Source organism: Pseudomonas sp. 5.2, from assembly GCF_059025405.1.
The window spans coordinates 103,343-127,882 of record NZ_JBYBHH010000009.1 but is presented as its reverse complement, the minus strand read 5'-3'; the positions used below and the strand labels follow the sequence as shown (position 1 = coordinate 127,882).

11 protein-coding genes are annotated in these 24,540 nt (G+C 63.6%); 9 read left to right on the top strand and 2 right to left on the bottom strand.

From position 1 onward, the window contains the following. The first annotated feature begins 63 nt into the window (after positions 1–63). The 5 genes from hutU (at position 64) to hutG (ending at position 6,929) form a co-directional block, all read left to right on the top strand. Positions 64–1,737, top strand: a complete 1,674-nt coding sequence (hutU, locus tag AC5PZ0_RS15665; RefSeq protein WP_027592395.1) for a urocanate hydratase — start codon at positions 64–66, stop codon at positions 1,735–1,737. A 69-nt stretch (positions 1,738–1,806) separates the two neighbouring features. Next, positions 1,807–3,339: a histidine ammonia-lyase gene (hutH, locus tag AC5PZ0_RS15660; RefSeq protein ID WP_027592396.1), complete on the top strand. Its 1,533-nt coding sequence runs from the start codon at positions 1,807–1,809 to the stop codon at positions 3,337–3,339. Positions 3,340–3,489: 150 nt separating this feature from the next. After that, positions 3,490–4,893 carry an amino acid permease gene (locus tag AC5PZ0_RS15655; RefSeq protein ID WP_265969955.1) on the top strand — a complete coding sequence of 468 codons (1,404 nt, stop codon included), beginning with the start codon at positions 3,490–3,492 and terminating at the stop codon, positions 4,891–4,893. A 16-nt stretch (positions 4,894–4,909) separates the two neighbouring features. Then, positions 4,910–6,115, top strand: a complete 1,206-nt coding sequence (gene hutI, locus AC5PZ0_RS15650; protein ID WP_493855298.1) for an imidazolonepropionase — start codon at positions 4,910–4,912, stop codon at positions 6,113–6,115. 10 nt (positions 6,116–6,125) lie between these two features. Then, positions 6,126–6,929 carry an N-formylglutamate deformylase gene (gene hutG / locus AC5PZ0_RS15645; RefSeq protein ID WP_265969953.1) on the top strand — a complete coding sequence of 268 codons (804 nt, stop codon included), beginning with the start codon at positions 6,126–6,128 and terminating at the stop codon, positions 6,927–6,929. Between the two features lie 39 nt (positions 6,930–6,968). On the opposite strand, the gene AC5PZ0_RS15640 is transcribed toward hutG, so the two are convergent. After that, positions 6,969–12,626: an NEL-type E3 ubiquitin ligase domain-containing protein gene (locus tag AC5PZ0_RS15640; RefSeq protein WP_493855297.1), complete on the bottom strand. Its 5,658-nt coding sequence runs from the start codon at positions 12,624–12,626 to the stop codon at positions 6,969–6,971. An 83-nt stretch (positions 12,627–12,709) separates the two neighbouring features. Beyond that, positions 12,710–18,274 (bottom strand): dermonecrotic toxin domain-containing protein, encoded by a 5,565-nt coding sequence (locus AC5PZ0_RS15635; protein ID WP_493855296.1) that lies wholly within the window; start codon positions 18,272–18,274, stop codon positions 12,710–12,712. A 206-nt stretch (positions 18,275–18,480) separates the two neighbouring features. On the opposite strand from AC5PZ0_RS15635, the gene pip reads away from it, so the two are divergent. The 4 genes from pip (at position 18,481) to mdoH (ending at position 24,439) form a co-directional block, all read left to right on the top strand. Then, positions 18,481–19,452: a prolyl aminopeptidase gene (pip, locus tag AC5PZ0_RS15630; RefSeq protein ID WP_027592401.1), complete on the top strand. Its 972-nt coding sequence runs from the start codon at positions 18,481–18,483 to the stop codon at positions 19,450–19,452. Continuing rightward, the gene (dtd, locus tag AC5PZ0_RS15625; RefSeq protein WP_186677192.1) at positions 19,449–19,886 is read left to right on the top strand and encodes a D-aminoacyl-tRNA deacylase; all 438 of its coding nucleotides are present in this window, start codon (positions 19,449–19,451) and stop codon (positions 19,884–19,886) included. Before pip ends, dtd begins: the two co-directional genes overlap by 4 nt. Before the next feature lie 262 nt (positions 19,887–20,148). Further along, on the top strand, positions 20,149–21,873 hold the full coding sequence (locus AC5PZ0_RS15620; protein WP_216642083.1) for a glucan biosynthesis protein G: 1,725 nt from the start codon (positions 20,149–20,151) through the stop codon (positions 21,871–21,873). After that, positions 21,866–24,439: a glucans biosynthesis glucosyltransferase MdoH gene (gene mdoH, locus AC5PZ0_RS15615; RefSeq protein ID WP_099430653.1), complete on the top strand. Its 2,574-nt coding sequence runs from the start codon at positions 21,866–21,868 to the stop codon at positions 24,437–24,439. The genes AC5PZ0_RS15620 and mdoH overlap by 8 nt, the downstream gene beginning before the upstream one ends. Positions 24,440–24,540: the final 101 nt, after the last annotated feature.

Genomic DNA, 24,540 nt, shown 5'->3' with positions numbered 1-24,540 from the left:
AAGGTGTGTTTGTATATTGACCACGACACACCTGCCCGCGGACGACCGCAGAGGACCCTTCCCGTGACCGACAACAACAAATACCGTGACGTTGAAATCCGTGCCCCACGTGGCAACAAGCTGACCGCCAAAAGCTGGCTGACCGAAGCGCCACTGCGCATGCTGATGAACAACCTCGATCCGCAGGTCGCCGAAAACCCGAAAGAACTGGTGGTCTACGGTGGTATTGGTCGCGCTGCCCGCAACTGGGCCTGCTACGACAAGATCGTCGAGACCCTGACCCGCCTGGAAGACGACGAAACCCTGCTGGTGCAGTCGGGCAAGCCGGTGGGCGTGTTCAAGACCCACAGCAACGCCCCCCGCGTACTGATCGCCAACTCCAACCTGGTGCCGCACTGGGCTAACTGGGAACACTTCAACGAACTGGATGCCAAGGGCCTGGCCATGTACGGCCAGATGACCGCCGGCAGCTGGATCTACATCGGCAGCCAGGGCATCGTCCAAGGCACCTACGAAACCTTCGTCGAGGCCGGCCGCCAGCACTACGGTGGCAGCCTGAAAGGCAAGTGGGTACTGACCGCAGGCCTCGGCGGCATGGGCGGCGCCCAGCCACTGGCCGCGACCCTGGCCGGTGCGTGCTCGCTGAACATCGAATGCCAGCAGAGCCGTATCGATTTCCGTCTGGAAACCCGCTACGTCGACGAGCAGGCCAACGACCTCGACGACGCCCTGGCGCGCATCGCCAAGTACACCGCCGAAGGCAAGGCCATCTCTATCGCCTTGCACGGTAACGCCGCTGAAATCCTGCCTGAGCTGGTCAAGCGTGGCGTGCGCCCGGACATGGTCACCGACCAGACCAGCGCCCACGACCCGCTCAACGGCTATCTGCCGGCCGGCTGGACCTGGGAGCAGTACCGCGACCGCGCGCAGACCGAACCGGCTGCGGTGGTCAAGGCTGCCAAGCAGTCCATGGCTGTGCACGTACAGGCCATGCTCGACTTCCAGAAGCAGGGCATCCCGACCTTCGACTACGGCAACAACATTCGCCAGATGGCCAAGGAAGAGGGCGTGGCCAACGCCTTTGACTTCCCAGGCTTCGTACCGGCCTACATTCGCCCGCTGTTCTGCCGCGGCGTAGGCCCGTTCCGCTGGGCCGCGCTGTCTGGCGAAGCCGATGACATCTACAAAACCGACGCCAAGGTCAAAGAACTGATCCCCGACGACGCCCACCTGCACCGCTGGCTGGACATGGCCCGCGAGCGCATCAGCTTCCAAGGCCTGCCAGCGCGTATCTGCTGGGTCGGCCTGGGCCTGCGCGCCAAGCTGGGCCTGGCGTTCAACGAAATGGTGCGCAGCGGCGAGCTGTCGGCGCCAATCGTGATTGGCCGCGACCACCTGGACTCCGGTTCGGTATCGAGCCCTAACCGCGAAACCGAAGCCATGCGTGACGGCTCCGACGCCGTCTCCGACTGGCCGTTGCTCAATGCCCTGCTCAACACCGCCAGCGGCGCCACCTGGGTGTCGCTGCACCACGGCGGCGGCGTAGGCATGGGCTTCTCGCAGCACTCGGGCATGGTCATCGTCTGCGACGGTACCGATGAAGCCGCCGAGCGCATCGCCCGCGTGCTGACCAACGACCCAGGCACCGGCGTTATGCGCCATGCCGACGCCGGCTACGACATCGCCGTCGATTGCGCCAAAGAGCAAGGCCTCGACCTGCCAATGATCACGGGCTGATCGCTGCACTTTGAGTGATACTGAACAACAAGAAGGGGCCTGCGGGCCCCGACAGAATGGAGTAGCGAAGTGACCGAACTGACCCTCAAGCCTGGCACCCTGACCCTGGCCCAGCTGCGCGCGATCCACGCCGCACCCGTGCGCCTGCGCCTGGATGCCAGCGCCGACCAGCCGATCAACGACAGCGTTGCCTGCGTCGAACAGATTCTTGCCGAAGACCGCACCGCCTACGGCATCAACACCGGTTTCGGCCTGCTGGCTTCGACCCGCATTGCCAGCCATGACCTGGAAAACCTGCAGCGCTCGCTGGTGCTGTCCCACGCCGCCGGCATCGGCGCGCCGCTGGATGACGACTTGGTGCGCTTGATCATGGTGCTCAAGATCAACAGCCTCAGCCGTGGTTTCTCCGGCATCCGCCGCAAGGTGATCGATGCACTGATCGCCCTGGTCAACGCTGAAGTCTACCCACACATCCCGCTCAAAGGCTCGGTCGGTGCTTCCGGCGACCTGGCACCGCTGGCGCACATGTCGCTGGTGCTGCTCGGCGAAGGCAAGGCGCGCTACAAGGGCCAGTGGCTGTCGGCCACCGAAGCCCTGGCCGTTGCTGGCCTGGAACCTCTGACCCTGGCCGCCAAAGAGGGCTTGGCCCTGCTCAACGGCACCCAGGCGTCCTCGGCCTACGCCTTGCGCGGGCTGTTCTACGCCGAAGACCTGTACGCCGCTGCCATTGCCTGCGGTGGCCTGACCGTGGAAGCGGCGCTGGGCTCGCGTTCGCCGTTCGATGCACGGGTGCATGCCGTGCGTGGCCAGCGTGGCCAGATCGACACCGCCGCGTGCTTCCGCGACCTGCTGGGTGAAACCAGCGAAGTCTCGCAGTCGCACAAGAACTGCGACAAGGTCCAAGACCCGTACTCGCTGCGCTGCCAGCCACAGGTCATGGGCGCTTGCCTGACCCAGCTGCGCCAGGCTGCCGAAGTGCTGGGCATCGAAGCCAACGCCGTGTCCGACAACCCGCTGGTGTTCGCGGCTGAAGGTGACGTGATCTCGGGCGGTAACTTCCACGCAGAGCCGGTGGCCATGGCTGCTGACAACCTGGCCCTGGCCATCGCCGAAATCGGCTCGCTGAGCGAGCGCCGCATTTCGCTGATGATGGACAAGCACATGTCCCAACTGCCGCCGTTCCTGGTGGAAAACGGTGGGGTCAACTCCGGCTTCATGATCGCCCAGGTCACCGCTGCTGCGCTGGCCAGCGAGAACAAGGCGCTGTCGCACCCGCACAGCGTCGACAGCCTGCCCACCTCGGCCAACCAGGAAGACCACGTGTCGATGGCCCCGGCGGCGGGCAAGCGCCTGTGGGAAATGGCCGAGAACACCCGTGGCGTGCTGGCCATCGAATGGCTGGGCGCCTGCCAGGGCCTGGACCTGCGCAAAGGGCTGAAGACCTCCGCCAAGCTGGAGCAGGCGCGTCAGGCGCTGCGCAGCGAAGTGCCGCACTACGACCGCGACCGGTTCTTTGCGCCGGATATCGAGAAGGCCGTCGAACTGCTGGCTAAGGGCAGCCTGACCGGGCTGCTGCCGGCTGGGGTTCTGCCTAGCCTGTAATGCCTTTGGGGCCGCGTGCGGCCCATTCGCAGCGCAAGGCTGCTCCTACAACGGCAACACTTTCCCTGTAGGAGCAGCCTTGCGCTGCGAAAGGGCTGCACAGCAGCCCCCCTCGATCTCACGACCACAAAAACAAAATTAGGACGTGACATGCAACAAGCTCAAGGTCTCAAGCGCGGGCTATCGGCCCGGCACATCCGTTTCATGGCGCTCGGCTCCGCTATCGGTACCGGGCTTTTCTACGGTTCCGCCTCTGCCATCCAGATGGCCGGCCCCGCCGTGCTGCTGGCCTACCTGATCGGCGGCGCCGCCGTGTTCATGGTCATGCGCGCCCTCGGCGAGATGGCCGTGCACAACCCGGTCGCCGGCTCCTTCGGCCACTACGCCACGACCTACCTCGGCCCTATGGCCGGCTTCATCCTCGGCTGGACCTACGCCTTCGAAATGGTCATCGTCGCCATCGCCGACGTGACCGCCTTCGGTATCTACATGGGCTTCTGGTTCCCTGAAGTGGCCCGCTGGATCTGGGTACTGGGCATCGTCTTCCTGATTGGCGGCCTGAACCTGTGCAACGTCAAAGTGTTCGGCGAAATGGAATTCTGGCTGTCGCTGCTCAAGGTCGGCGCCATCGTCGCGATGATCCTCGCCGGCCTCGGCATCATGGCCTTCGGCTTCAGCCAGGTGGGCACCGGGCATGCCGTCGGCTTGAGCAACCTGGTCGAGCATGGCGGCTTCATGCCTAACGGTGTCGGCGGCCTGATCGCCTCCTTCGCGGTGGTCATGTTTGCCTTTGGCGGTATCGAAATCATCGGCGTGACCGCCGGTGAGGCCAAGGACCCACAACGGGTCATCCCCAAGGCCATCAATGCCGTGCCACTGCGCATCCTGCTGTTCTACGTGCTGACCCTGTTCGTGCTGATGTGCCTGTACCCGTGGCCGCAGATCGGCAGCGAAGGCAGCCCGTTCGTGCAGATCTTCAGCAACCTGGGGATCGGTTCGGCAGCGGCAGTGCTCAACGTGGTGGTGATTTCCGCTGCGATTTCGGCCATCAACAGCGACATCTTCGGCGCCGGCCGCATGATGTATGGCCTGGCCCAGCAAGGCCACGCCCCGCGTGGTTTCAGCAAGCTGTCCAAGCACGGCGTGCCGTGGATGACCGTGGTGGTCATGGGCGCGGCGCTGCTGGTTGGGGTGTTGCTCAACTACCTGATCCCCGAGAACGTGTTCCTGCTGATCGCCTCGATCGCCACCTTCGCCACCGTGTGGGTGTGGCTGATGATCCTGGTAACTCAGGTCGCCATGCGCCGCAGCATGAGCCGCGCAGAAGCCGCGCAGCTCGCGTTCCCGGTACCGTTCTGGCCCTATGGCCCCGCCATGGCCATCGCGTTCATGGTGTTCATCTTTGGCGTGCTCGGTTACTTCCCGGATACCCAGGCCGCGCTGCTGGTCGGTGTCGTCTGGGTGGTGTTCCTGGTCGCGTCCTACCTGCTGTGGTGCAAGCCGCGGGCAGGGCAGGGCAAGGCGGCCCAGGCGCCGGCCGAGCTGCACCGCTAGTACAGGAGATTTGCAAATGAGAACCCTCTGGCAGCACTGCCATGCGGCAACCATGGTGGACGGCCGTTACGCGATCATTGAGGACGCGGCGATCGTCACCTGCGCCGGGCTGATCGAATGGATCGGCCCCCGCAGCGAGCTGCGGCCGATCGGGGCTGAGCGTACGGTGGACCTGGGCTATGCCTGGGTCACCCCTGGCCTGATCGACTGCCACACCCACGCCGTGTTCGGTGGCAACCGCAGCGGCGAGTTCGAGCAGCGCCTGCAAGGCGTGAGTTATGCCGAAATCGCGGCGCAAGGCGGCGGCATCGCCAGCACCGTGCGGGCCACCCGCGCGGCCAGTGAGGATGAGCTGTTCGCCAGTGCTCGCCAGCGGGTTCAGGCGTTGATGCGCGATGGCGTGACCACGCTCGAGGTCAAGTCCGGCTATGGCCTGGACCTGGCCAACGAGCGCAAGATGCTGCGCGTGGCCCGGCGCCTGGCCGACGAATTGCCGCTGTCGGTGCGCGCCACCTGCCTGGCGGCCCATGCCCTGCCGCCGGAGTACGCTGGCCGGGCCGACGACTACATCACCCACATCTGCGACGAGATGCTGCCGGCCTTGGCCGCAGAGGGCCTGGTGGATGCCGTGGATGCCTTCTGCGAACACCTGGCGTTCTCCCCGGCCCAGGTCGAGCGGGTATTCATCAAGGCGCATGAGTTGGGCCTGCCGGTCAAACTGCATGCCGAACAGTTGTCGTCGCTGCACGGCTCCAGTTTGGCTGCGCGCTATCAGGCGCTGTCGGCCGACCACCTGGAATTCATGACCGAGGAAGACGCCATTGCCATGGCCGCGGCCGGCACTGTCGCCGTGCTGCTGCCGGGCGCCTTCTACTTCCTGCGCGAGACCCAGCTGCCCCCGATGGAGGCCTTGCGCCGCCACGGGGTGAACATTGCCCTGGCCAGTGACCTCAACCCCGGCACCTCGCCAGGGTTGTCGCTGCGCCTGATGCTGAACATGGGCTGCACGCTGTTCCGCATGACCCCGGAAGAAGCGCTGGCTGGCGTGACCACCCATGCCGCCACGGCGCTTGGCCTGGGCGACAGCCACGGCTCGCTTGAAGTGGGCAAGGTGGCCGACTTCGTCGCCTGGCAAATCGAACGCCCCGCCGACCTGGCCTACTGGCTCGGCGGCGACCTGCCCAAGCGCGTGGTGCGCCGGGGCCATGAAATATCCAATTGAGCGAGGCGCAATGGACAAGGTACTGAGTTTTCACCAGGGCCGCCTGCCCCTGCTGATCAGCATGCCCCACGCCGGGCTGGGCTTGACCCAGGCCGTGCGCGAGGGCTTGGTCGACCAGGCGCAGAGCCTGCCCGACACCGACTGGCACATCCCGCGCCTGTACGCTTTCGCCCGTGAGCTGGGTGCCAGCGTAGTGGCGGCGGAGTATTCACGCTTCGTCATCGACCTGAACCGCCCGGATGACGACAAGCCGCTGTACGCCGGGGCCACCACGGGGCTGTACCCGGCCACGCTGTTCGAGGGTGAGCCGCTGTTCAAACACGGCAAGGAACCCTCCGCGGACGAGCGCAAGGTCTACCTGGAACAGATCTGGCGGCCTTATCACGAGACGATCCAGCGCGAGCTGGCGCGCCTACGCAAGGAATTCGGCTACGCCTTGCTGTGGGATGCCCACTCGATCCGCTCGCTGATCCCGCACCTGTTCGACGGCAAGCTGCCGGACTTCAACCTGGGCACCTTCAACGGCGCCAGTTGCGATGCCGAGCTGGCCGAGCGGCTGCAGGGGGCATGCGCTGAGGTACAGGGTTACAGTCATGTGCTGAACGGGCGCTTCAAAGGCGGGCATATCACCCGGCATTACGGTAACCCGGCCGAGCACATTCATGCTGTGCAGCTGGAACTGGCGCAGAGCACCTACATGGAAGAAGTGGAGCCCTTCGCGTACCGCGAAGACCTGGCGCAGCCGACTCAAGCAGTGCTGCGCGCGCTGCTTGAGACACTGCTGGCCTGGGGCCGGGAGCGCTACGGAAGGTAAGCGGATGTTGAGCGGCGCAGCGCGCCGCTCAACGGGGCGTCAAGCGTACCTGTAGCTTTCGGTGATGGTCAGTTCGCGTATCAGGTGGGCGACCTTCTGTTCGTATTCGAGCTTCAGGCGTTCGAACAGCGGCGCCAGTGCTTCCAGGGTCGGGCTGGCACCGCCGGGCTCCCGTGTTTCATCTGGCGCATCCAGCACGCGCTGTTGGTAGTCTTGCTCCAATACGGCGAAACGCTCCGCATAGGTTTCCCGCAGGTAGTCGACCCAGGCATCTTGCCGGGCGGCGAATAGCAGGAACGGGTCGCCACTTTCATCGGCAAGTACCTGCGCCCTAGCAGCATCCAGCTCTGCGGGGCTGACGTTGGCGCAGGCCTGGTAGAGCATCTTCTTCGGTGCCAGTGGCAGCTCCAGGGCCTCCGCCAGGTTCAGCTTGTAGGCCATGCGCACTTCGGCCTCGTCCCTGGTACCGGCCCGTTCGCGGGCGATGGTTTCGACGGCCTCCAACCGATAGAGGCGCAGTACCAGCCTATACAGTGCCTGGCCGCGAGACTGCTCGGGCAGCGCCCTGAGCGCCTGCTCGGTGAAGACCTTGATTTCCATTTGGTTGAACACCAGCCAGGCGCCGTCGTGGCAGGTCTGGTATAGCCCTTGACCATTGCGCTCGACGCCCGCGTGGGCCATGCCGTTGAACAGTGCACGTTCCTCGACGCTGTTGCCGGCGACCTCCAGAATGCGCCAGACGCGCGCGACGAAATCGGCGCGGGTGCCTAGCGTACGGTATGAGGCCGTGTGCGCCAGGCGGCCTACCAGTTCAAGCAATGCCGGCGCTTCGCCGCCCTGCTGCAACGTCTCCCACACCGTGCGGTGCGCTTCGTTTTCCTCCACGCTTGCCATGAGCCAGTCATCGACGTCGGAGGCATCCATTTCAGGTTCCAGGGCGGGGCTGTGGGCATGGCCATGGTCGCCGGAACCGACGCTGTCATCATCGTCGCTGTCATCGGATTCACTGTCCGAGTCGTGACGCTCGCGCCAATGCTCCTGAAGTATTTCGTCGGGCAGGTCCATCAGAAAACTGTACGACCTGTTACGCGCTTCAGAGCCATGGGCGCGGGACATCGTGAAATCGCTTAGCGGGTTGCCACGCAGGGATATTTCCGTGTGCGCATGGTCATTGCGAGGGTTGTACAGGATGTGGTCCGGCAGGTTGACGATCTGGTTGTCGTCGAGGTCCAGAATGTCCAGGGGCAGAAGGTTTTCCACCCACGCTGGCCACGTTTGCAGGCCGGTGTTGGCCAAGGTGAGCCGAGTCAGGTGATCGCTCAGGGTTTGCAGGTTCTCATTGTCGAAAGAAGCGGCCAGGCGGTTGCCTTCCAGATTGAGCGATTGCAACTGGGGCATGCGCGCGAACATTGCCATGGCGTCGTCATCAATCGGACCACCCTCTATGCGTATTGTCAGGTGGTGTAGGTCCGGTAAGGACAATAGCAAGTTGGGAAGCGCGCCAGTCGGTGCAACGTGGCCATCGAGGGTGAGTGCCTCCAGTTGTGTGAAGTGCCCCAAGAGCCTGTCGAGCTGCTCGCGGGTGGCGGTCATGCGCAGCAGCTGTAGTTCGCGCACGCGGGCGTACAGGTGCGGCGGAAATTGCGGTGGGAAGTTACTCAGCGAAATGTCGGTTAACTGCAACGGGCCCGTGGTCCCCAGGAAGTCAGTGCGCATGAACGCAAGCCATGCCTCGCCGATTTGCCTTCTGGCGGCGCTTGCCTGTTCGCTCAGGGGGTTGGACGAGCTTGAGGCATTGGCCCAATTGTCGAAGATGGCCAGCACCTCCTGTTGATCTCGCCGGTAGGCCTGAGCACTTTGCTGAATGCTGGGAGGAGTGTCGAATGCCATGTCGAACTGTCTGGCCTCGGGGGTCTGATCTGCCAACAGCGTCAGGATGGCTCGACGCGAGAGCAGGTTGCCTTGCAAGGATATGCGCCCACGTGGCTGCGCAGTTCGTGGTGCAAGGGCGAGTTCGTCGGGCACGCTAGTCAGCGCGTTGTCACGTAGGGAGAGGTGATCGATCGTGGTGAGCGACTGGCTGTTGAGCCAGACAGGCCAATCCACCAGGCCCGTGCGGTCTAGCCCGAGATAACGTAAGCGGACATTACCGATGTTCGGCGTGTCCTCGAAGTAGTTGATCGGGCTGCCACTCAGGTCGAGCACCTCCAGGTTTGGGAATCGGTCACTCAACCCTGCGATGTAACCGCCACTCAGGCCCAGGCGCGTGTCGTGCAGCCGCAGCTCGCGCAGTGTCGCAAACGCCTGCCGGGGTTGCAGGTTCAAGGTGCTGTAGGTGAGCCCTTGAGGGCTGCTGACTTCCAGGGATGTGAGGTGCCGGAAGCGCTGCAGGAAGTTGTCTACCGCCTGCAGTTCCGGGCCGATGTTCGCGCCCAGGGTTTGCGAGGTCAGCAGGCCAGTGCCTTGGTAATCAACCAGCTGCAAGCGCACGATGCGTTGCTCGAAAAAGGCGGGCAGCTGTGCGGGATAGTCGATCAGCAGGATGCGCTCCAGGCGCAGCGTGGCAGCGCCCCGCCCAATTTCCGGTAGGAGGGTGGCCTGCCAATGTTGCCATAGCGCGTCCTGAAGGCGGGTTCGGCTGTCCAGACGCCTGTGCAGGTCGGGCAGATCAAGGGCCGCGTCGCTCCAGGCGGTCAGGCTCTGGTCCAGGGCATCACGTTCGGCCATCAGCTCATTCAAGCGGTCGCTGATCTGCACGCGTGACAGCCCTGCGCCTTCCAGGGCGGCCAGTACCGCTTCGGCGCTCTGCGTGTCTTGCTCAAGCGCCAGCAGCCGAATCAGATACAGCAGGTCTTCCCTCAAGACCGTGCTGGCGAGCGTGCCGCGGCCGCTCAATGGGTAGCCCACTCGTCCGTCGGCAAGGCGCATGGGCGAGTTTGCGCCTGGTTTGGCCGGTTGCATGTGGAGCACCTTGCGCAACTCGGGCCGTGGCAGTAACGGTAACTGCTGCACGTGCTGCTTGAGCGCGGGGCCTTCCCAGGTATTGGGGAAGCCCAACGCTGCCCGGTTCGCGTCGGGCAAAGCATGCAAGATGGCCGAGTAGATCGTGTCGCGCCCATGCAGTTCGTGCCCTTCGCCATCGTAGGTCTGGTAGCCATCGGCGTGTTGAGCCAGCACTTTGCGAACAGGCCCGTCTGGCGCGCCTACCTGATCGATCAAGGGGCCGGTGAACCTGCTTTGGCGGACCTCGATGCAGATATCGTCAGCCCAGCCAGGCAAACGCGCCACACTGTGCAAAACAAGCCTGTCGGTGTCCGGGTTGTTCACATTGTCGAGGTAGAGCCCCTCGTAGGCACGCGCCAGGCGTACCTGCTGTTGGTAGGTATGGATTTCTTGAGCCAGACGCAACGGGACCTTGCCCGCCAGCAACTGCTCCAGCTCCGCTGGGCTGGCATGGCGCGCCAACTCATCCGCGATACCAACGGGCAGCGCCGGGTAGCGGCGGGTAATGGTATGGGTGCTGGGGGCCTGATCGACGGGCGGTGTCTGGTAGCGTGCTTGAAAGGCAGTGATACGTGTGTTCGCGTCTGTGCCGGCCAAGTCCTGTGACACCTCCTGATCCAGCCTGAAGCGGCGCAGGGTGTCTTCCAGCAGTGCTGGCGGGCGCTGGTTTTCGGTCAGGACCTGGCGCAGGACGGTTTCATGGGTATCGCTGACGGCGAGGATGCGTCGGGCGGTTTCTTCAGAGAACCCGCGGGCCGAAGGCCCCAGGCGTCGGAACAGCGTGTGGCCCTGCCATTGGCGCGGGCGCTCGAACTCATGCTGCCAGGCACCGGCTTCGTTATGGCGCAGCAAGGGCTCGTAGCTGATGGCTTTGGTTGGGTGCTCAATGCGCTGTTGGGGTGGATTGCCTGGCGAGGTCTTGACTGAATAGACGCGGTCTTCCAGCGCCAGCCAAGTCTTGCCCTGGTAGTGATAGAGGCCGAACGCGTCAGGTTTCAAGCCGGCGGGCAACAGGATGTCATGGGCAAAGGGCGTGATATCGGGCTTGATCAGGCGTGTCTTGCCATTGGCCAAGGTAACGCTTTGCAGCTCTTCGATGAACGATGGGGTTTCGACCGGTATCCGCTCGAGGGCGGGCGTGGTGCCAGCACCGGCACCAGCGGCGCCGAGTGCGGCGAACAAGGCAACGTTCTCGACCACGTCCATGAGGTAGCCCAAGGCCTGCTCGCGCTCGCCACGGCTCCAGCTTTCGATACCCTCGTAACTTTCATAGGCCAGCTGAAAGGTGGTGACAACCATCATCACCTGGCCCAGCACGGGTACGAAGAAGGCGCCGATGTTCAGTGCCTGCAGCACGCCACCGGCGAAATACGCCAGCCGGGCTTCCAGTGCCTTATCGTCCATTACGGCAGTCGGCACGCCATGGTAAAGCGCATCCGTTCGCAGTTTTCGAACCTTGCGCAGGGTGAACTCGGTCAGGAATGACTGGCTGTAGTCGTGCATGCGCACGTGCAGCTCGGCTTGTTTGTCTGGGCGCCTTACCTTCAGCTGCCCACCGTCGGCCCAGACCAGCGGATAGAGGCGATCGGTGAGGGTGGCGAACAGTGCGCTGGCGTGCTCGTCGGCGACCAGCCCACGGAAGAAATCCAGGTAGCCTGGGCCGAACATTCGGTCGCGCAGGTCGCTGACGAAGTTGAGCGTGGTGACATATTCCTTGAGCGGGCACACCGGGTCTTCTGGGATATAGACAATGACGGGGCCGTTCAGGCCGCCCTGGTCGTCCGGTGTGCCGATGACCGCGATGCCGGTCAGGTCGATGTCCCGCATCTTCAGGTGACGGCTGACCAGATGGCTGCCGTTTTGCAAGACGCGCTTGTTGTCTGAGAACGACAGCAGCGACCGCAACGTGCGTTCACTGATCTCTTTCTTCATGTAGGCCGTATAGGCATGTAGCTTCAGTATTGAGCTTTCACAACGCTTGAGCAGGCCCAGCTGATTGAAGGCTGCTGCATCAGGTGCCTGGTCGGCCGAAGAGGTGGGGTTGAATACGTCGTCGAGGGTTTTCTGGTATTGCCCGCCCAGGTCCAGTTCTCGGCACAGCGCGGCGAATTCGTGGGGGGCGATCGCTAGCGTTTGGTCCTGATCGACAGGGTCATAGATGATGGCTTCCATGCGCCTAAGGTCCATACCCCCGGCCTGCGTGTCGGACGCCACAAAATTCTGCAGAGCGGCCGTCAGCAAGGGCTGGGTGGCCCTTCGCACAGCGGCGGCGGCCTCCACCAGCGGGTCCTTGGACAGGTTCATGAATGACCAGGAAGTGTCCGCAAGCCGAGGGTGAAAGAGAACGGCCCGACGAACGTCCACCTCAAGCTTGAAGCGCTGTTTGATTGCGGCTTTGAGCAGCGGTTCAGCGAAGCCTTCAAGTGTGGCCAGCTGCTCCAGGGCTTTTCGCTTCTGTGACTCGAGCCACTGGAAATGGGCATGTTCGGCATGTAAAGCCGCGACGGTTTCCGGCACCTCAAGGCATGCCTGTTCATACCAGTCCATGGGGTGCTTCGTGGCACTGCGCAGCGCGGCATACTGTTGCCTGGGCAATGCCTTGAACCAGTCGGGGATCAGGCTCGTGATCAGTGGGTAGGCTGGGTGGACAGGGTCATCGCTGACGTTTGCGGCAGCGGCGGGGATGGCAGGCATACAAACTCCGATTGATTAGTCAGTGTCGGAGTTTGCATGGGGGTTTTATTGGCGAGTGGTAGTTAGTTACCTGCTGTGGGGTGTCACTCCGTCGAGGAACGTGGCCTGCGATCCGGATTGGCGAACGACGTGAGTTCGCGAATCAGGCGTGCCTCGCGCGCTTGCTTGCTTCGCTCCAGGGCCGTGAATTCCTCGGTAAGGGTATCGAGGGGCCTGTCCGGAAACTGATCCGGCAGGTCCGCTACCTGAGCCTGGTAGCTTTGCTCGATTTCAGCAAAACGACCGGCGTAGGCCTGGCGCAAATGTTGGACCCACCGAGCGTTGGCGGCCGCAAAATTCAGGAAATCCTCGCCAAGCTCACCGCGCTGGACCTGCAGCTCGGCATGCGCCAACTCATCGATGCTGGCACTGATCGCGTAACGCAGCGTGTCTTCGGGTTGGCCCAGGTCAAGCGGGGTGTTCAGCTCGCGTCGGTAGGTGAGGCGCACCTCTGCTTCATCCCGGCGGGCAGTCTCGCTTTTGGCGATTTCATCCAGTGCCTGCAGGCGATACAAACGGCGCAGTTCCCGATAGAGGTTGCCTTCGGTATCTGCCGTATCGAACTGCAAACGCTGGTTGGCGATGTACAGCTCAATATTCTGGAACACCAGCAAGGCGCCGTCGTGGCAGGTCTGGTCGCCGTTTTCCTGCAGCAATGCCTCACTGGCCTGATGGTTGAACAGCACAAGGTCGTCCGGGTTGACCACCGCACTCACCAACACCTTGCGCACCCGTGCGCAGAACGCCACACGGCTTTTGCCATTCTGGTAAGGGGCGGCATTGCGCAGGCGGCCTACCAGCGCCAGAAGGTTCCCGGCATTGCCCGATGCTTGGAGGGCGTCCCAGCAATCTTTCAGGGCTTCGTTTTCGACGTCCGAGGCGAGCAGCCAGTCCTGCAGGTTGGGCGCATCGGCAGCGGGGTCCAGGAAGGGTAAGTGGAAGTGGCCGGCCATCGCGCCTTCTGTCGAGGACTCACTCATGCTGTCCGAGAGGTCGATGCCAAAGGTAAAGCTGTGCTGGCTATCCGAGGACGCGCGAGCGCGCATGACGGCTTCGTCGCTGAGCGGGTTGCTGAACAGCAAGATCGAGCTGATGGGGAAGTTGTTGTCGAGGTTGGCCAGGATGTGCGCAGGCAATTCGGTGAGGCGGTTCTCGCTGAGGTCCAAAAGCTCCAGCGGCAGCAGGCTGTCCACCCAGCTTGGCCACTGTTCCAGGCCCATGGCGTTCAGGTCGAGGCGGCGCAGCGTTTGCAGCGCTTCAGGCGCCTGTGTGATCAGCCCCATGCGGTTGCCTGTGAGGTCCAACGAATTAAGCGTGGGCAGGCGACCGAGCGTATTGATCACCTGCTGGTCGATCACCAGGCCAGCGTTGCGCAAGGCAATGTCGGTCAGCCCGGGCAGGCGCAGCAGGGCCGAAGGCAGTGTCTGCTCTGCCTGCTGATAAGCATCGACAGACAGGCGCGTCACCTGCGGGAACTGGCGGAACAGCCCGTCGAGCTGGGCGGTAGAGCCACTTACCCGCTCAAGTGCAAGGTTATGCACCTGTTCGGTGAAAAATGCCGGCAACAGCCTGGGGAAATGCTCGAGCGCAATGTCGTTCAGGCGCAGGGCTGCACGCGTCAGCCCGATCTCCTGGTAATGCCAGAACTCGTTCAACGCCGTTGCCACACGGGTCCTGGTGGCCATCACGGCCTGGCTGACCGGCGCGTTGGAGCTGGAGGCGTTCACATAGTCGTCGATGGCGTTGCGTAGCTGCTGGCGACGTTGCAGCTGCAGGGCCAGGCGGGCGCTGAAGGCTTCGCTGCGGTCTACCTCGAAGCGGGAGGCGCGGCCATCTTCGCTCATCATCACGCGCAGCAGGTCGTCCTCGAACAGGTGATTGCCCTGCAATGAGAGCACGGCGTGATCAGTAAGGTTGATTCGGTTGTCCAGCAGGAAGCGTGGCAGCATCGTGATCTGATTATTGCGCAGCCCAATGTGACGTATTTGGGTCACGGCGTTGAACCCAACCCCCTCTGGCCAGTGGTCCAGCGCCAGGTTGTCCAGGCCCAGGTAGTCGAGTGACAGTTCGTTGAAACGCGGGGGGTACTGCTCGGACAAGCGGTTGCCGCTCAGGTCCAGCCGGCGCAGGTGAGTGAGCCCCGCCAGGCTGTCGATGTCGGTCGAGGACAGCGAGAGGTTTTGATGGGTCAGGCTCAGCGATTCGAGCGCGGGCAGGTGCTGGGCAATCACCGGCAGGCTGAACTGAAACGGCGAAGGCAAGGCCCCAGGCCGGTAGGCGCGGCTGATCTCCAGCGACCGCAGGTTTGCGAACTGTCGCAGCAGGCCATTGAGGTGGGGGGCGTGATGGCTCCAGCCGGCGAAATCTTCGGGCGCTGTTTCGATCAATTGCAGGTCAGTGACGTTGGCCGTGAAGAATTCCGGCAGGTTGAGCGGGAAATCGTGCAGCGACAGGCGTTCCAGGCGAAGGGGGGGCGCGATGTCGGTGGGCGTCATAAATGCACGTTCGTACCAATGCTGAGCGATTGCATTCAACACCCGCTCGAAGTCATCCGGGGATTGACTGGGCGCCAGCGCCGCTATCTGTCGCCAGTCGTCCAGCCGGCTGTGCAGTTCATCACGTTGTTCCAGCAAGGTGCTGAGCCTTTCTTCGATGTCGGCGCGGGTGAGGGCCCTGTGCTCCAGCGCGGTGAGAATCTGCTCGGCAGGCCGGGGGTTGGGGGCGTGTTGGCCTATCTGCCGAATCGAGCTGAGCAAGGTGTGCCGTGAAATGCTTGCGGCGCGGTGGCGCATGCCGCCAAGGGGATAGCCAAGGCGGCCATCGGCCAAGCGCAGTGGCGAGCGAAAGCCTGGGCGCACGGGTTGCATGCCGAGCACCTTGCGCAGGGCCGAACGTGGCATCGGCGGCACCTGTTGAACCAAGTGCCTGAGGCCTTGCTCGTCGACGATACCCAGTGCTTCGCGTTGAGCGGCAGTCAGCACCTCGAACAGCGCGCCGTACAGGGAATTGTGCGTGACAACCCGTGCATCCGGGTGGTCATTGCCCAGCACGAGATAGCCTGCTCTGGCGCTGACGATCGTGGTGCGGCCTGGCCCGTCCGGCGGCCCGAGACGCGTGAGCTGGATGGGTGAGTGCTGGCGCTGTTCAAGCACGAGGGTGGTATCGGCTGGCCAGGCGGGCAGTTGCCCGAGCGTCTGCACGACCAGTTGATCGGTGTCCCAGTTGCGTAGGCTCTGCAGATACACCCCTTCATACGCACGCGTTAGCCGGACGTTCGCCTGATAAAGGTGGATCTCTTGCCCAATGCGCAGGGGCACTCGCCCGGCCACCAACTGTTGCAGCTCAAGCGGGTTGGCGTTGCGCAACAACTCCTGGGTGATGGTGTCGGGAAGCTGTGGATAAATGTGCTGGATCACACTGGCGCCAGGGGCCTGGGTGGCAGGTAGCTGGCGATAGCGGCTTTCGAACTCGGCGCCTGGCAGGCCAGGCTCAGCGTCCGCAGGCAATTGCCCGATCTGCTGGTCCAGGTTGAAGCGGGTCAAGGTATCTTCCAGCAGCGCGGGCAGGCGCTGGCTGTCAGCGACCGACCGGCGCAACACCGCTTCGTCAATACCGCAGGCCTGCAGGATTCGTGTCGCTGTTGCTTCATCGAACGCCGCAGAAAGGTGCCCGGCCCGCCGGAACAGCGCCATGCCTTGCCACGCCAGGGGCCTGTCCAGCTCATGCAGCCAGGCGCCGGCGCCGTTGTGCTGCAAGGCAGGTGTGTAGGCCTGGGGCCTGCGCGGGTGGTCAATCCGATATGCATTGCTCGGCGGGGTTTGCTTCACGGCATACAGCTGGCCCTCCAGCATCAGCCAACGCTTGCCGGCATGGCTGTACAGCCCGGTTTCATCCGGCTCAAGGCCCGCTGGCAAGGGCGTATCGTGGGCGAAGGGCGCAAGGTCGGGTTTCCACAACCGGGTGTCGCCATTCGGCAAATCGACTTCTTCGAGTTCCTCGATGTAAGAAGGGGTATCCACTTCGGGGATTTCAAGCACGGGGGCCTCTGGCTTACCTGCCAGCACAGCACCGATCCCTTCCTTCACGACATAGCCCGCCGCCGCCCAGGCAGCCAGGGTAGCGGTGTTTTCCATCACATCGATCAGGTAGCGGTGGGCTTGCTCCCTGTCGTCGTTGCTCCAGCTTTCGATGCCCTCATAGACTTCGTAACCCAGCTGCGCGATGCACACCGCGAGCATCGCTTCGCCAAGGCCGGGGACGAAAAAGCCCGCGATGTTCAGCGTGGTCAGTACTTTCCCGGCGATGGCCTCTCGGTGACGCTTGGCAGACAGTAGGTCGACAGCCCAGGTGGGGACGGCATGGAAGAGGGCGTCCTTTTCATGACGGGCCACCTTTTGTGTCACCAAGGTGCCTAGAAACGAGTACCTGGCCTTGTGCGGTATCGGCTCGAGCGTTGCCTGCGGGTCTGTGCCCCGCTCATGCAGGCCGCGGGTGCTCCAGCCCATGGGGGTCAACCGGTCCTGGAGCTTTTGCTGGATCGACGGTTTGTCTCGGGCCGCCAGGCAGTTGTCCAGGTAATGGATGTCCAGTCGGAGCGCGTCGCGCAGCGCGGCTTCCAGTGCGTCGAAAGAGGCGTATTCCTTCAGCGGGGTGTGCGGGGCGTCGGGGTTGTACAGTGCGACCCTGGCGTTTTGTGAGCCACTGTCGGGCTGCAACTGCAGCACTGCCATGCCGACAATTTCGACCTCCCACAATGTCAGCAGGCTGAACGTGAGTGAGCTGCCGGTGTGCGGCAGCGGCGCGTCCAGCGGGGCGGCCAGCGCCGCGTCATAAAAGCCCTGGCTGATATGCCCCTGCAACCAGGCACTGTGCAGGCTTTGCCTGAACGCGGATTGCTCGGCACGGGCGAGTGTTTCGTACACCTGCAGGGCCGCCTCATGGGGCCCTTGGTCGCCGGTTGGGGCCGGGTAGTAAATGTCATAGACCTGCTGGTGATAGCGCCCGCCGATATCCAAGGTACGGCAAAGCTCGGCGAACGCGTGGGGGGGAATCGCCACGGTATTGGTCAAGGGCACGGTGCCCATGAAGCGCCGGTGGTCCAGCACCACCGACTTTTTCAGCAAGGCCTGCGGCGCATCCATGCCATCCGCTGCGCACGCGTCAGCATCAAAGTTGTGCAATGCCCATTGCAGGAGCGACCGGGTTGCCCGGTCGACGGCTTGTCGGGCATCGATTGCGTGTTCGGTCTGGATCAGCCTGGCATCGACCAGGTAGGTGCTGGACACCTCAACATCCAGGTCGAAGCGTGCCTTGATGGCCTGCGTGAGTTGCTCGCTGGCAAAGGTGTGCAGGTCTGGCAGCGAGGCGAACAGCGCCTGGACCTGCGCTGCGTGGCTGCGGTGCTGGGCATGTTCTTGAGCCAGCGCGCGTGCGGTGTCTGGTTGATCCTGCAGCGCTGCTGCAAACCACGGCGGTACCTTGCCCTGCGCGTCGCGTAGCGACTGGTATGCCTCGCTGGAGGCAGCCTTCAGCCATTGTGGGGTGGCGTGGCCTATCCGTGCGGCGTGCAAAGGCGTGTTGCGCGAGGGGGTAGGGGAAGACGGGTTCATACAAGAGCCTCCAAGCTTGGGTGGGCTCGCAAGTATGTTCAGCAGGCCGGGGCCACTGAGGTAGTTATGTGTTTTTGCCGGGCTGACGGGCGCCGCCATCCGCCTCGCAAGCGTGATAGGGCCAAGGATGGCAACAGGACATGCTCAAAGCGCAATTCAGGTTTATGATGCCCAACGGCAGACTTAATCCTCACACGGAGTGCGCAATGCAGACCCTCTACCCGCAGATCAAACCCTACGCCCGGCACGATCTGGCCGTGGAAGCGCCGCATGTGCTGTATGTCGACGAAAGTGGCTCGCCGGAAGGTTTGCCCGTGGTATTCATCCACGGTGGCCCGGGCGCCGGTTGCGACGCGCAGAGCCGTTGCTACTTCGACCCCAACCTGTACCGCATCATCACCTTCGACCAGCGCGGCTGTGGCCGCTCCACGCCCCACGCGAGCCTGGAGAACAACACCACCTGGCACCTGGTCGAAGACCTGGAACGCATTCGCAAGCACCTGGGCATCGACAAGTGGGTGCTGTTTGGCGGCTCGTGGGGCTCGACCCTGGCCCTGGCCTACGCCCAGACCCACCCCGAGCGGGTGCACGGCCTGATCCTGCGCGGCATCTTCCTGTGCCGCCCGCAGGAAATCCAATGGTTCTACCAGGAAGGCGCCAGCCGCCTGTTCCCCGACTACTGGCAGGACTACATTGCGCCGATCCCGCCAGAAGAGCGCGGCGACCTGGTCAAGGCCTTCCACAAGCGCCTGACCGGCAACGACCAGATCGCCCAGATGCACGCCGCCAAGGCCTGGTCCACCTGGGAAGGCCGTACGGCCACGCTGCGCCCCAACCCGTTGGTGGTCGACCGCTTCTCCGAGCCGCAGCGGGCGCTGTCGATTGCCCGCATCGAATGCCACTATTTCATGAACAATGCCTTCCTCAAGCCGGACCAGTTGATCCGCGACATGCCCAAGATCGCCCACCTGCCGGCGGTGATCGTGCACGGCCGCTACGACGTGATCTGCCCGCTGGACAACGCCTGGGCCCTGCACCAGGCCTGGCCCAACAGTGAGCTGAAAGTCATTCGCGATGCCGGCCATGCGGCCTCCGAACCCGGCATCACCGATGCCCTGGTGCGCGCCGCCGACCAGATGGCCCGGCGTTTGCTCGACCTGCCCCTGGAAGAAGCATGAAGGGGCTGTTGCAACGCGTGCGTGGCGCGCGGGTAGAGGTGGCCGGCGAGATCGTCGGCGCCGTCGACCAGGGCCTGCTGGTGCTGGTGGCCGTCGAACCTGAAGATACCCGGGAACATGCCGATAAGCTGTTGCACAAGCTGCTTAACTATCGCGTGTTCAGCGACGAGCAGGGCAAGATGAACCTGTCGCTCAAGGATGTCGGGGGCGGTTTGCTGCTGGTGTCGCAGTTCACCTTGGCGGCGGACACGCGCAGCGGCATGCGGCCGGGCTTCTCGACGGCAGCACCGCCTGCCCTCGGTGCCGAGTTGTTCGACTATCTTTTAGCGCAAGCGAAGGGCCAGCACGCCGAGGTGGCGAGTGGGCGCTTCGGTGCGGACATGCAGGTGCACCTGGTCAATGATGGCCCTGTAACATTTATGTTACAAATATGAGGTCAAAAACCCCTTGTTTGTAGGAGAACAAGGGGTTTTGTACGATAAATAGTTAGTCCAGCCTGATGCGTTGTCACGCGACCTGCTGGATAATCGCGCGCTGCATGGACCTGCGTTCGCAGGTTCGTTTCACTCTGACTCGAGCATTGTCTGGATCCGTTTGGGGAATCATTACGCCCTCACGGGGTCCGAACAGTGCTCGCCAACCCGGCATTAGTCGCTGGCCGTTGGTTTCATGATCTGTTTTCGGCGAGGGTTGCTCGTGATTGTTAGTCCCCATAAAGCATCAAGAATCCCCGGCATTCGGCTACGTAAGGCCCTGATGGCCAGTGTGGCACTGGTCGGCCTGATGAACGCGGGCCAGCTGTGGGCATTCAATCTTGACGATGTTGCAGCCAAGGCAAAGGATCTGGCCGGCCAGAAGTACGAAGCACCGAAGAGCAATCTGCCTGCGGTGTTCCGCGACATGAAGTTCGCCGACTACCAGAAGATTCACTTCCTGCAGGAAAAGGCCGAGTGGGCCAAGGACAAGACCCCCTTCAAGCTGTCGTTCTACCACCAGGGCATGCACTTCGACACCCCGGTGAAAATCAACGAAGTCACCGCCACCAAGGTCGAAGAAATCAAGTACGACCCGAGCCGCTTCGAGTTCGGTGACGTGCCGCACGACCCGGAAACCACCAAGAACCTGGGCTATGCCGGTTTCCGCGTGCTTTACCCGATCAACAAGGCCGACAAGCAGGACGAGATCATGACCCTGCTTGGCGCCAGCTATTTCCGCGTGGTCGGCAAGGGCCATGTGTACGGCCTGTCGGCCCGTGGCCTGGCCATCGACACCGCGCTGCCGTCGGGCGAGGAGTTCCCGCGGTTCACCGAGTTCTGGGTCGAGAAGCCGAAGGCTACCGACAAGCACCTGGTGATCTACGCCCTGCTGGACTCGCCGCGCTCCACCGGTGCCTACAAGCTGACCCTGCGTCCGGGCAGCGACACCGTGGTCGACGTCAAGTCGCGGGTCTACCTGCGTGACCACGTCAGCCGCCTGGGCATCGCGCCGCTCACCAGCATGTACCTGTTCGGCCCTAACCAGCCTTCCCGGGTCATGAACTACCGCCCGGCGCTGCACGACTCCGAAGGCCTGTCGATCCATGCCGGCAACGGCGAGTGGCTGTGGCGCCCGCTGAACAACCCGAAACACCTGGCCGTGAGCAACTTCAGTGTCGAGAACCCGCGTGGTTTCGGCCTGATGCAGCGTCATCGCGACTTCAAGGACTATGAAGACCTCGATGACAACTACCAGAAGCGCCCAAGCGCCTGGATCGAGCCAAAAGGTGACTGGGGCAAGGGCACCGTCGACCTGGTCGAAATCCCGACTGCCGACGAGACCAACGACAACATCGTGGCCTTCTGGAGCCCAGAGACCCTGCCGGAGCCAGGCAAGCCGTTCGAGTACGACTACCGCCTGCACTGGACCATCCAGGAAGCGCAGTTCCAGGCCCAGGACCTGGCCTCGGTCACCCAGACCCTGCGTTCCACGGGCGACGTCAAACAGTCCAACCTGATCCGTCAGCCTGACGGCAGCGTGGCGTTCATCGTCGACTTCGCCGGTGCCAACCTGGCAGCCCTGCCGGAAGACGCCGCGGTACGTAGCCAGGTCAGCGTCGGCGACAACGCCGAGGTGGTCGAGAACAACCTGCGCTATAACCCAGAGAGCAAAGGCTGGCGCCTGACCCTGCGGTTGAAGGTCAAGGAAGCCAACAAATCGACGGAAATGCGCGCTGCGCTGGTGCGCGACGTGCCTGTCGAGCCTGCCAAGCCTGCTGCCAAGGACGCCAAGCAGGACAAGGCCGCTGCCAAGCACGCCAAGGCCGAGAAAGACGCCAAGGCCGAACAACCTGCCGCCGATGCGGCGTCCACCAACGGTACCCCGGCCACCACCGAAAAAGTGCTGACCGAGACCTGGACCTATCAGTTGCCTGCCGATGAGTAACTCAAGCGCAAGGCCGGTATCGCTTGGCGAATACCTGGCCCACCTCCCACTGAGCGATGAGCAGCGCGCGGAACTCGCCAGCTGCACCTCGTTCAGTGAGCTGCACCAACGCCTGGCGGCCAACCCGGCCGCCAACGCCGCCGAGGCCGTGCAGGCCTCGGTGGGCCCGCGGTTGACCGTGGGCAGCGCCGCCGAACTCGAAGACGCCGAAATGCTCGGCGTCGACGGCAGCGGCCGGCTGTGCCTGAAAATCGCACCGCCGATCAAGCGCACCCGTGTCGTGCCCGAGCCTTGGCGCACCAACGTGCTGATCCGCATGTGGCGCCGCATGACCGGGCGCACCAACGCGCCGCAGCCAGAGCAGCGTGAGCTGCCCAAGGCCCGCTGGCGCACGGTCGGCTCGATCCGCCGTTATATCCTGCTGACCCTGATGATCGGCCAGACCATCGTTGCCGGCTGGTACATGAAGGGCATCCTGCCGTACCAGGGCTGGTCGTTCGTCGACCTCGACGAGGTGGTCAACCAGCCGCTGTGGGATACCGTCGTGCAGGTCTGGCCGTATGCCTTGCAGACGTCCATCCTGATTCTGTTCGGCATCCTGTTCTGCTGGGTGTCGGCGGGCTTCTGGACCGCGTTGATGGGCTTCCTCGAGCTGCTCACCGGGCGCGACAAATACCGCATTTCCGGCAGCAGTGCCGGCAATGAGCCGATCGCACCCGAGGCCCGCACCGCGCTGGTCATGCCTATTTGCAACGAAGATGTGCCGCGCGTGTTCGCCGGCCTGCGGGCAACGTTCGAGTCGGTGGCCGCCAGCGGCAACCTCGACCGTTTCGACTTTTTCGTGCTCAGCGACACCAACGACACCGACATTGCGGTGGCCGAGCAACAGGCCTGGCTGGACGTGTGCCGTGAGACCAAAGGCTTTGGCCGCATCTTCTACCGCCGCCGTCGGCGCCGGGTGAAGCGCAAGAGCGGCAACCTCGACGACTTCTGCCGTCGCTGGGGTGGCGAGTACAAATACATGGTCGTGCTCGACGCCGACAGCGTCATGAGCGGCGAGTGCCTGAGCAGCCTGGTGCGCCTGATGGAGGCCAACCCGGACGCCGGCATCATCCAGACCGCGCCCAAGGCGTCGGGCATGGACACCCTGTATGCGCGCATGCAGCAGTTCGCCACCCGCGTGTATGGCCCGCTGTTCACCGCCGGCCTGCACTTCTGGCAGCTGGGCGAGTCGCACTACTGGGGCCACAACGCGATCATCCGCATGAAGCCGTTCATCGAGCACTGCGCCTTGGCGCCGTTGCCGGGCAAGGGTGCGTTCGCCGGTGCGATCCTCTCCCACGACTTCGTCGAAGCCGCGCTGATGCGCCGTGCCGGCTGGGGCGTGTGGATTGCCTACGACCTGCCGGGCAGTTACGAAGAGCTGCCGCCGAACCTGCTCGACGAGCTCAAGCGCGACCGCCGCTGGTGCCACGGCAACCTGATGAACTTCCGCCTGTTCCTGGTCAAGGGCATGCACCCGGTGCACCGTGCGGTGTTCCTCACCGGCGTGATGTCGTACCTGTCGGCGCCGTTGTGGTTCTTCTTCCTGGTGCTGTCGACGGCGCTGCTGGCGACCAACACCTTGATGGAGCCGCAGTACTTCATCGAGCCGTACCAGCTTTACCCGCTGTGGCCGCAATGGCACCCGGAGAAGGCCGTCGCGCTGTTCTCCACCACCATCGTGCTGCTGTTCCTGCCCAAGCTGCTCAGCATCATCCTGATCTGGGCCAAGGGCGCGGTCGAGTTTGGCGGGCGCATCAAGGTCACCCTGTCGATGCTGATGGAGATGCTGTTCTCCATGCTGCTGGCGCCGGTGCGCATGATCTTCCACACCCGCTTCGTGCTGGCCGCGTTCCTCGGCTGGGCCGCGACCTGGAACTCGCCGCAGCGTGACGACGACTCTACGCCGTGGAGCGAAGCCGTGCGCCGCCATGGCCCGCAAACCCTGCTGGGCTTTGCCTGGGCAGCGCTGGTGGCCTGGCTGAACCCGAGCTTCCTGTGGTGGCTGGCGCCGATCGTGGGTTCGCTGGTGCTGTCGATCCCGGTGTCGGTGATTTCCAGCCGTACCCGCCTGGGCCTGGCGGCCAAGGACGAGAAGCTGTTCCTGATCCCTGAGGAATACGCCACGCCGCAAGAGCTGCTGGCAACCGACCAGTACACCCACGAAAACCGCTGGCATGCCCTGCATGACGGCTTCGTGCGGGCGGTGGTTGACCCACGGCAGAACGCCCTGGCCTGTGCCATGGCGACGGCTCGCCATGGCCACGCAGCGCCAATCGAAGCGCTGCGTGCCGAGCGTGTGGCCAAGGCGCTGGAAGTGGGGCCGCAAGGGCTCGACCTCAGCACCCGCCTGGCCTTGCTCAGCGACCCGGTTGCCTTGTCGCGCCTGCATGAGCAGGTCTGGGCCGGGCACAACGCGGCGTGGATCGATGTGTGGCGTGCGTCGATCGACAACGACCCGCACTCGCCGTTGTTGCCGTTGCATCCAGAGAATGAAGGCCAACCGGCACTCGTCGGCGCCTGATAGACCACGGGGCCGCTTTGCGGCCCTCGTTTCGCGGCACAAGGCCGCTCCTACAGAGGCATGCATATCCTGTAGGAGCGGCCTTGTGCCGCGAAACGAGG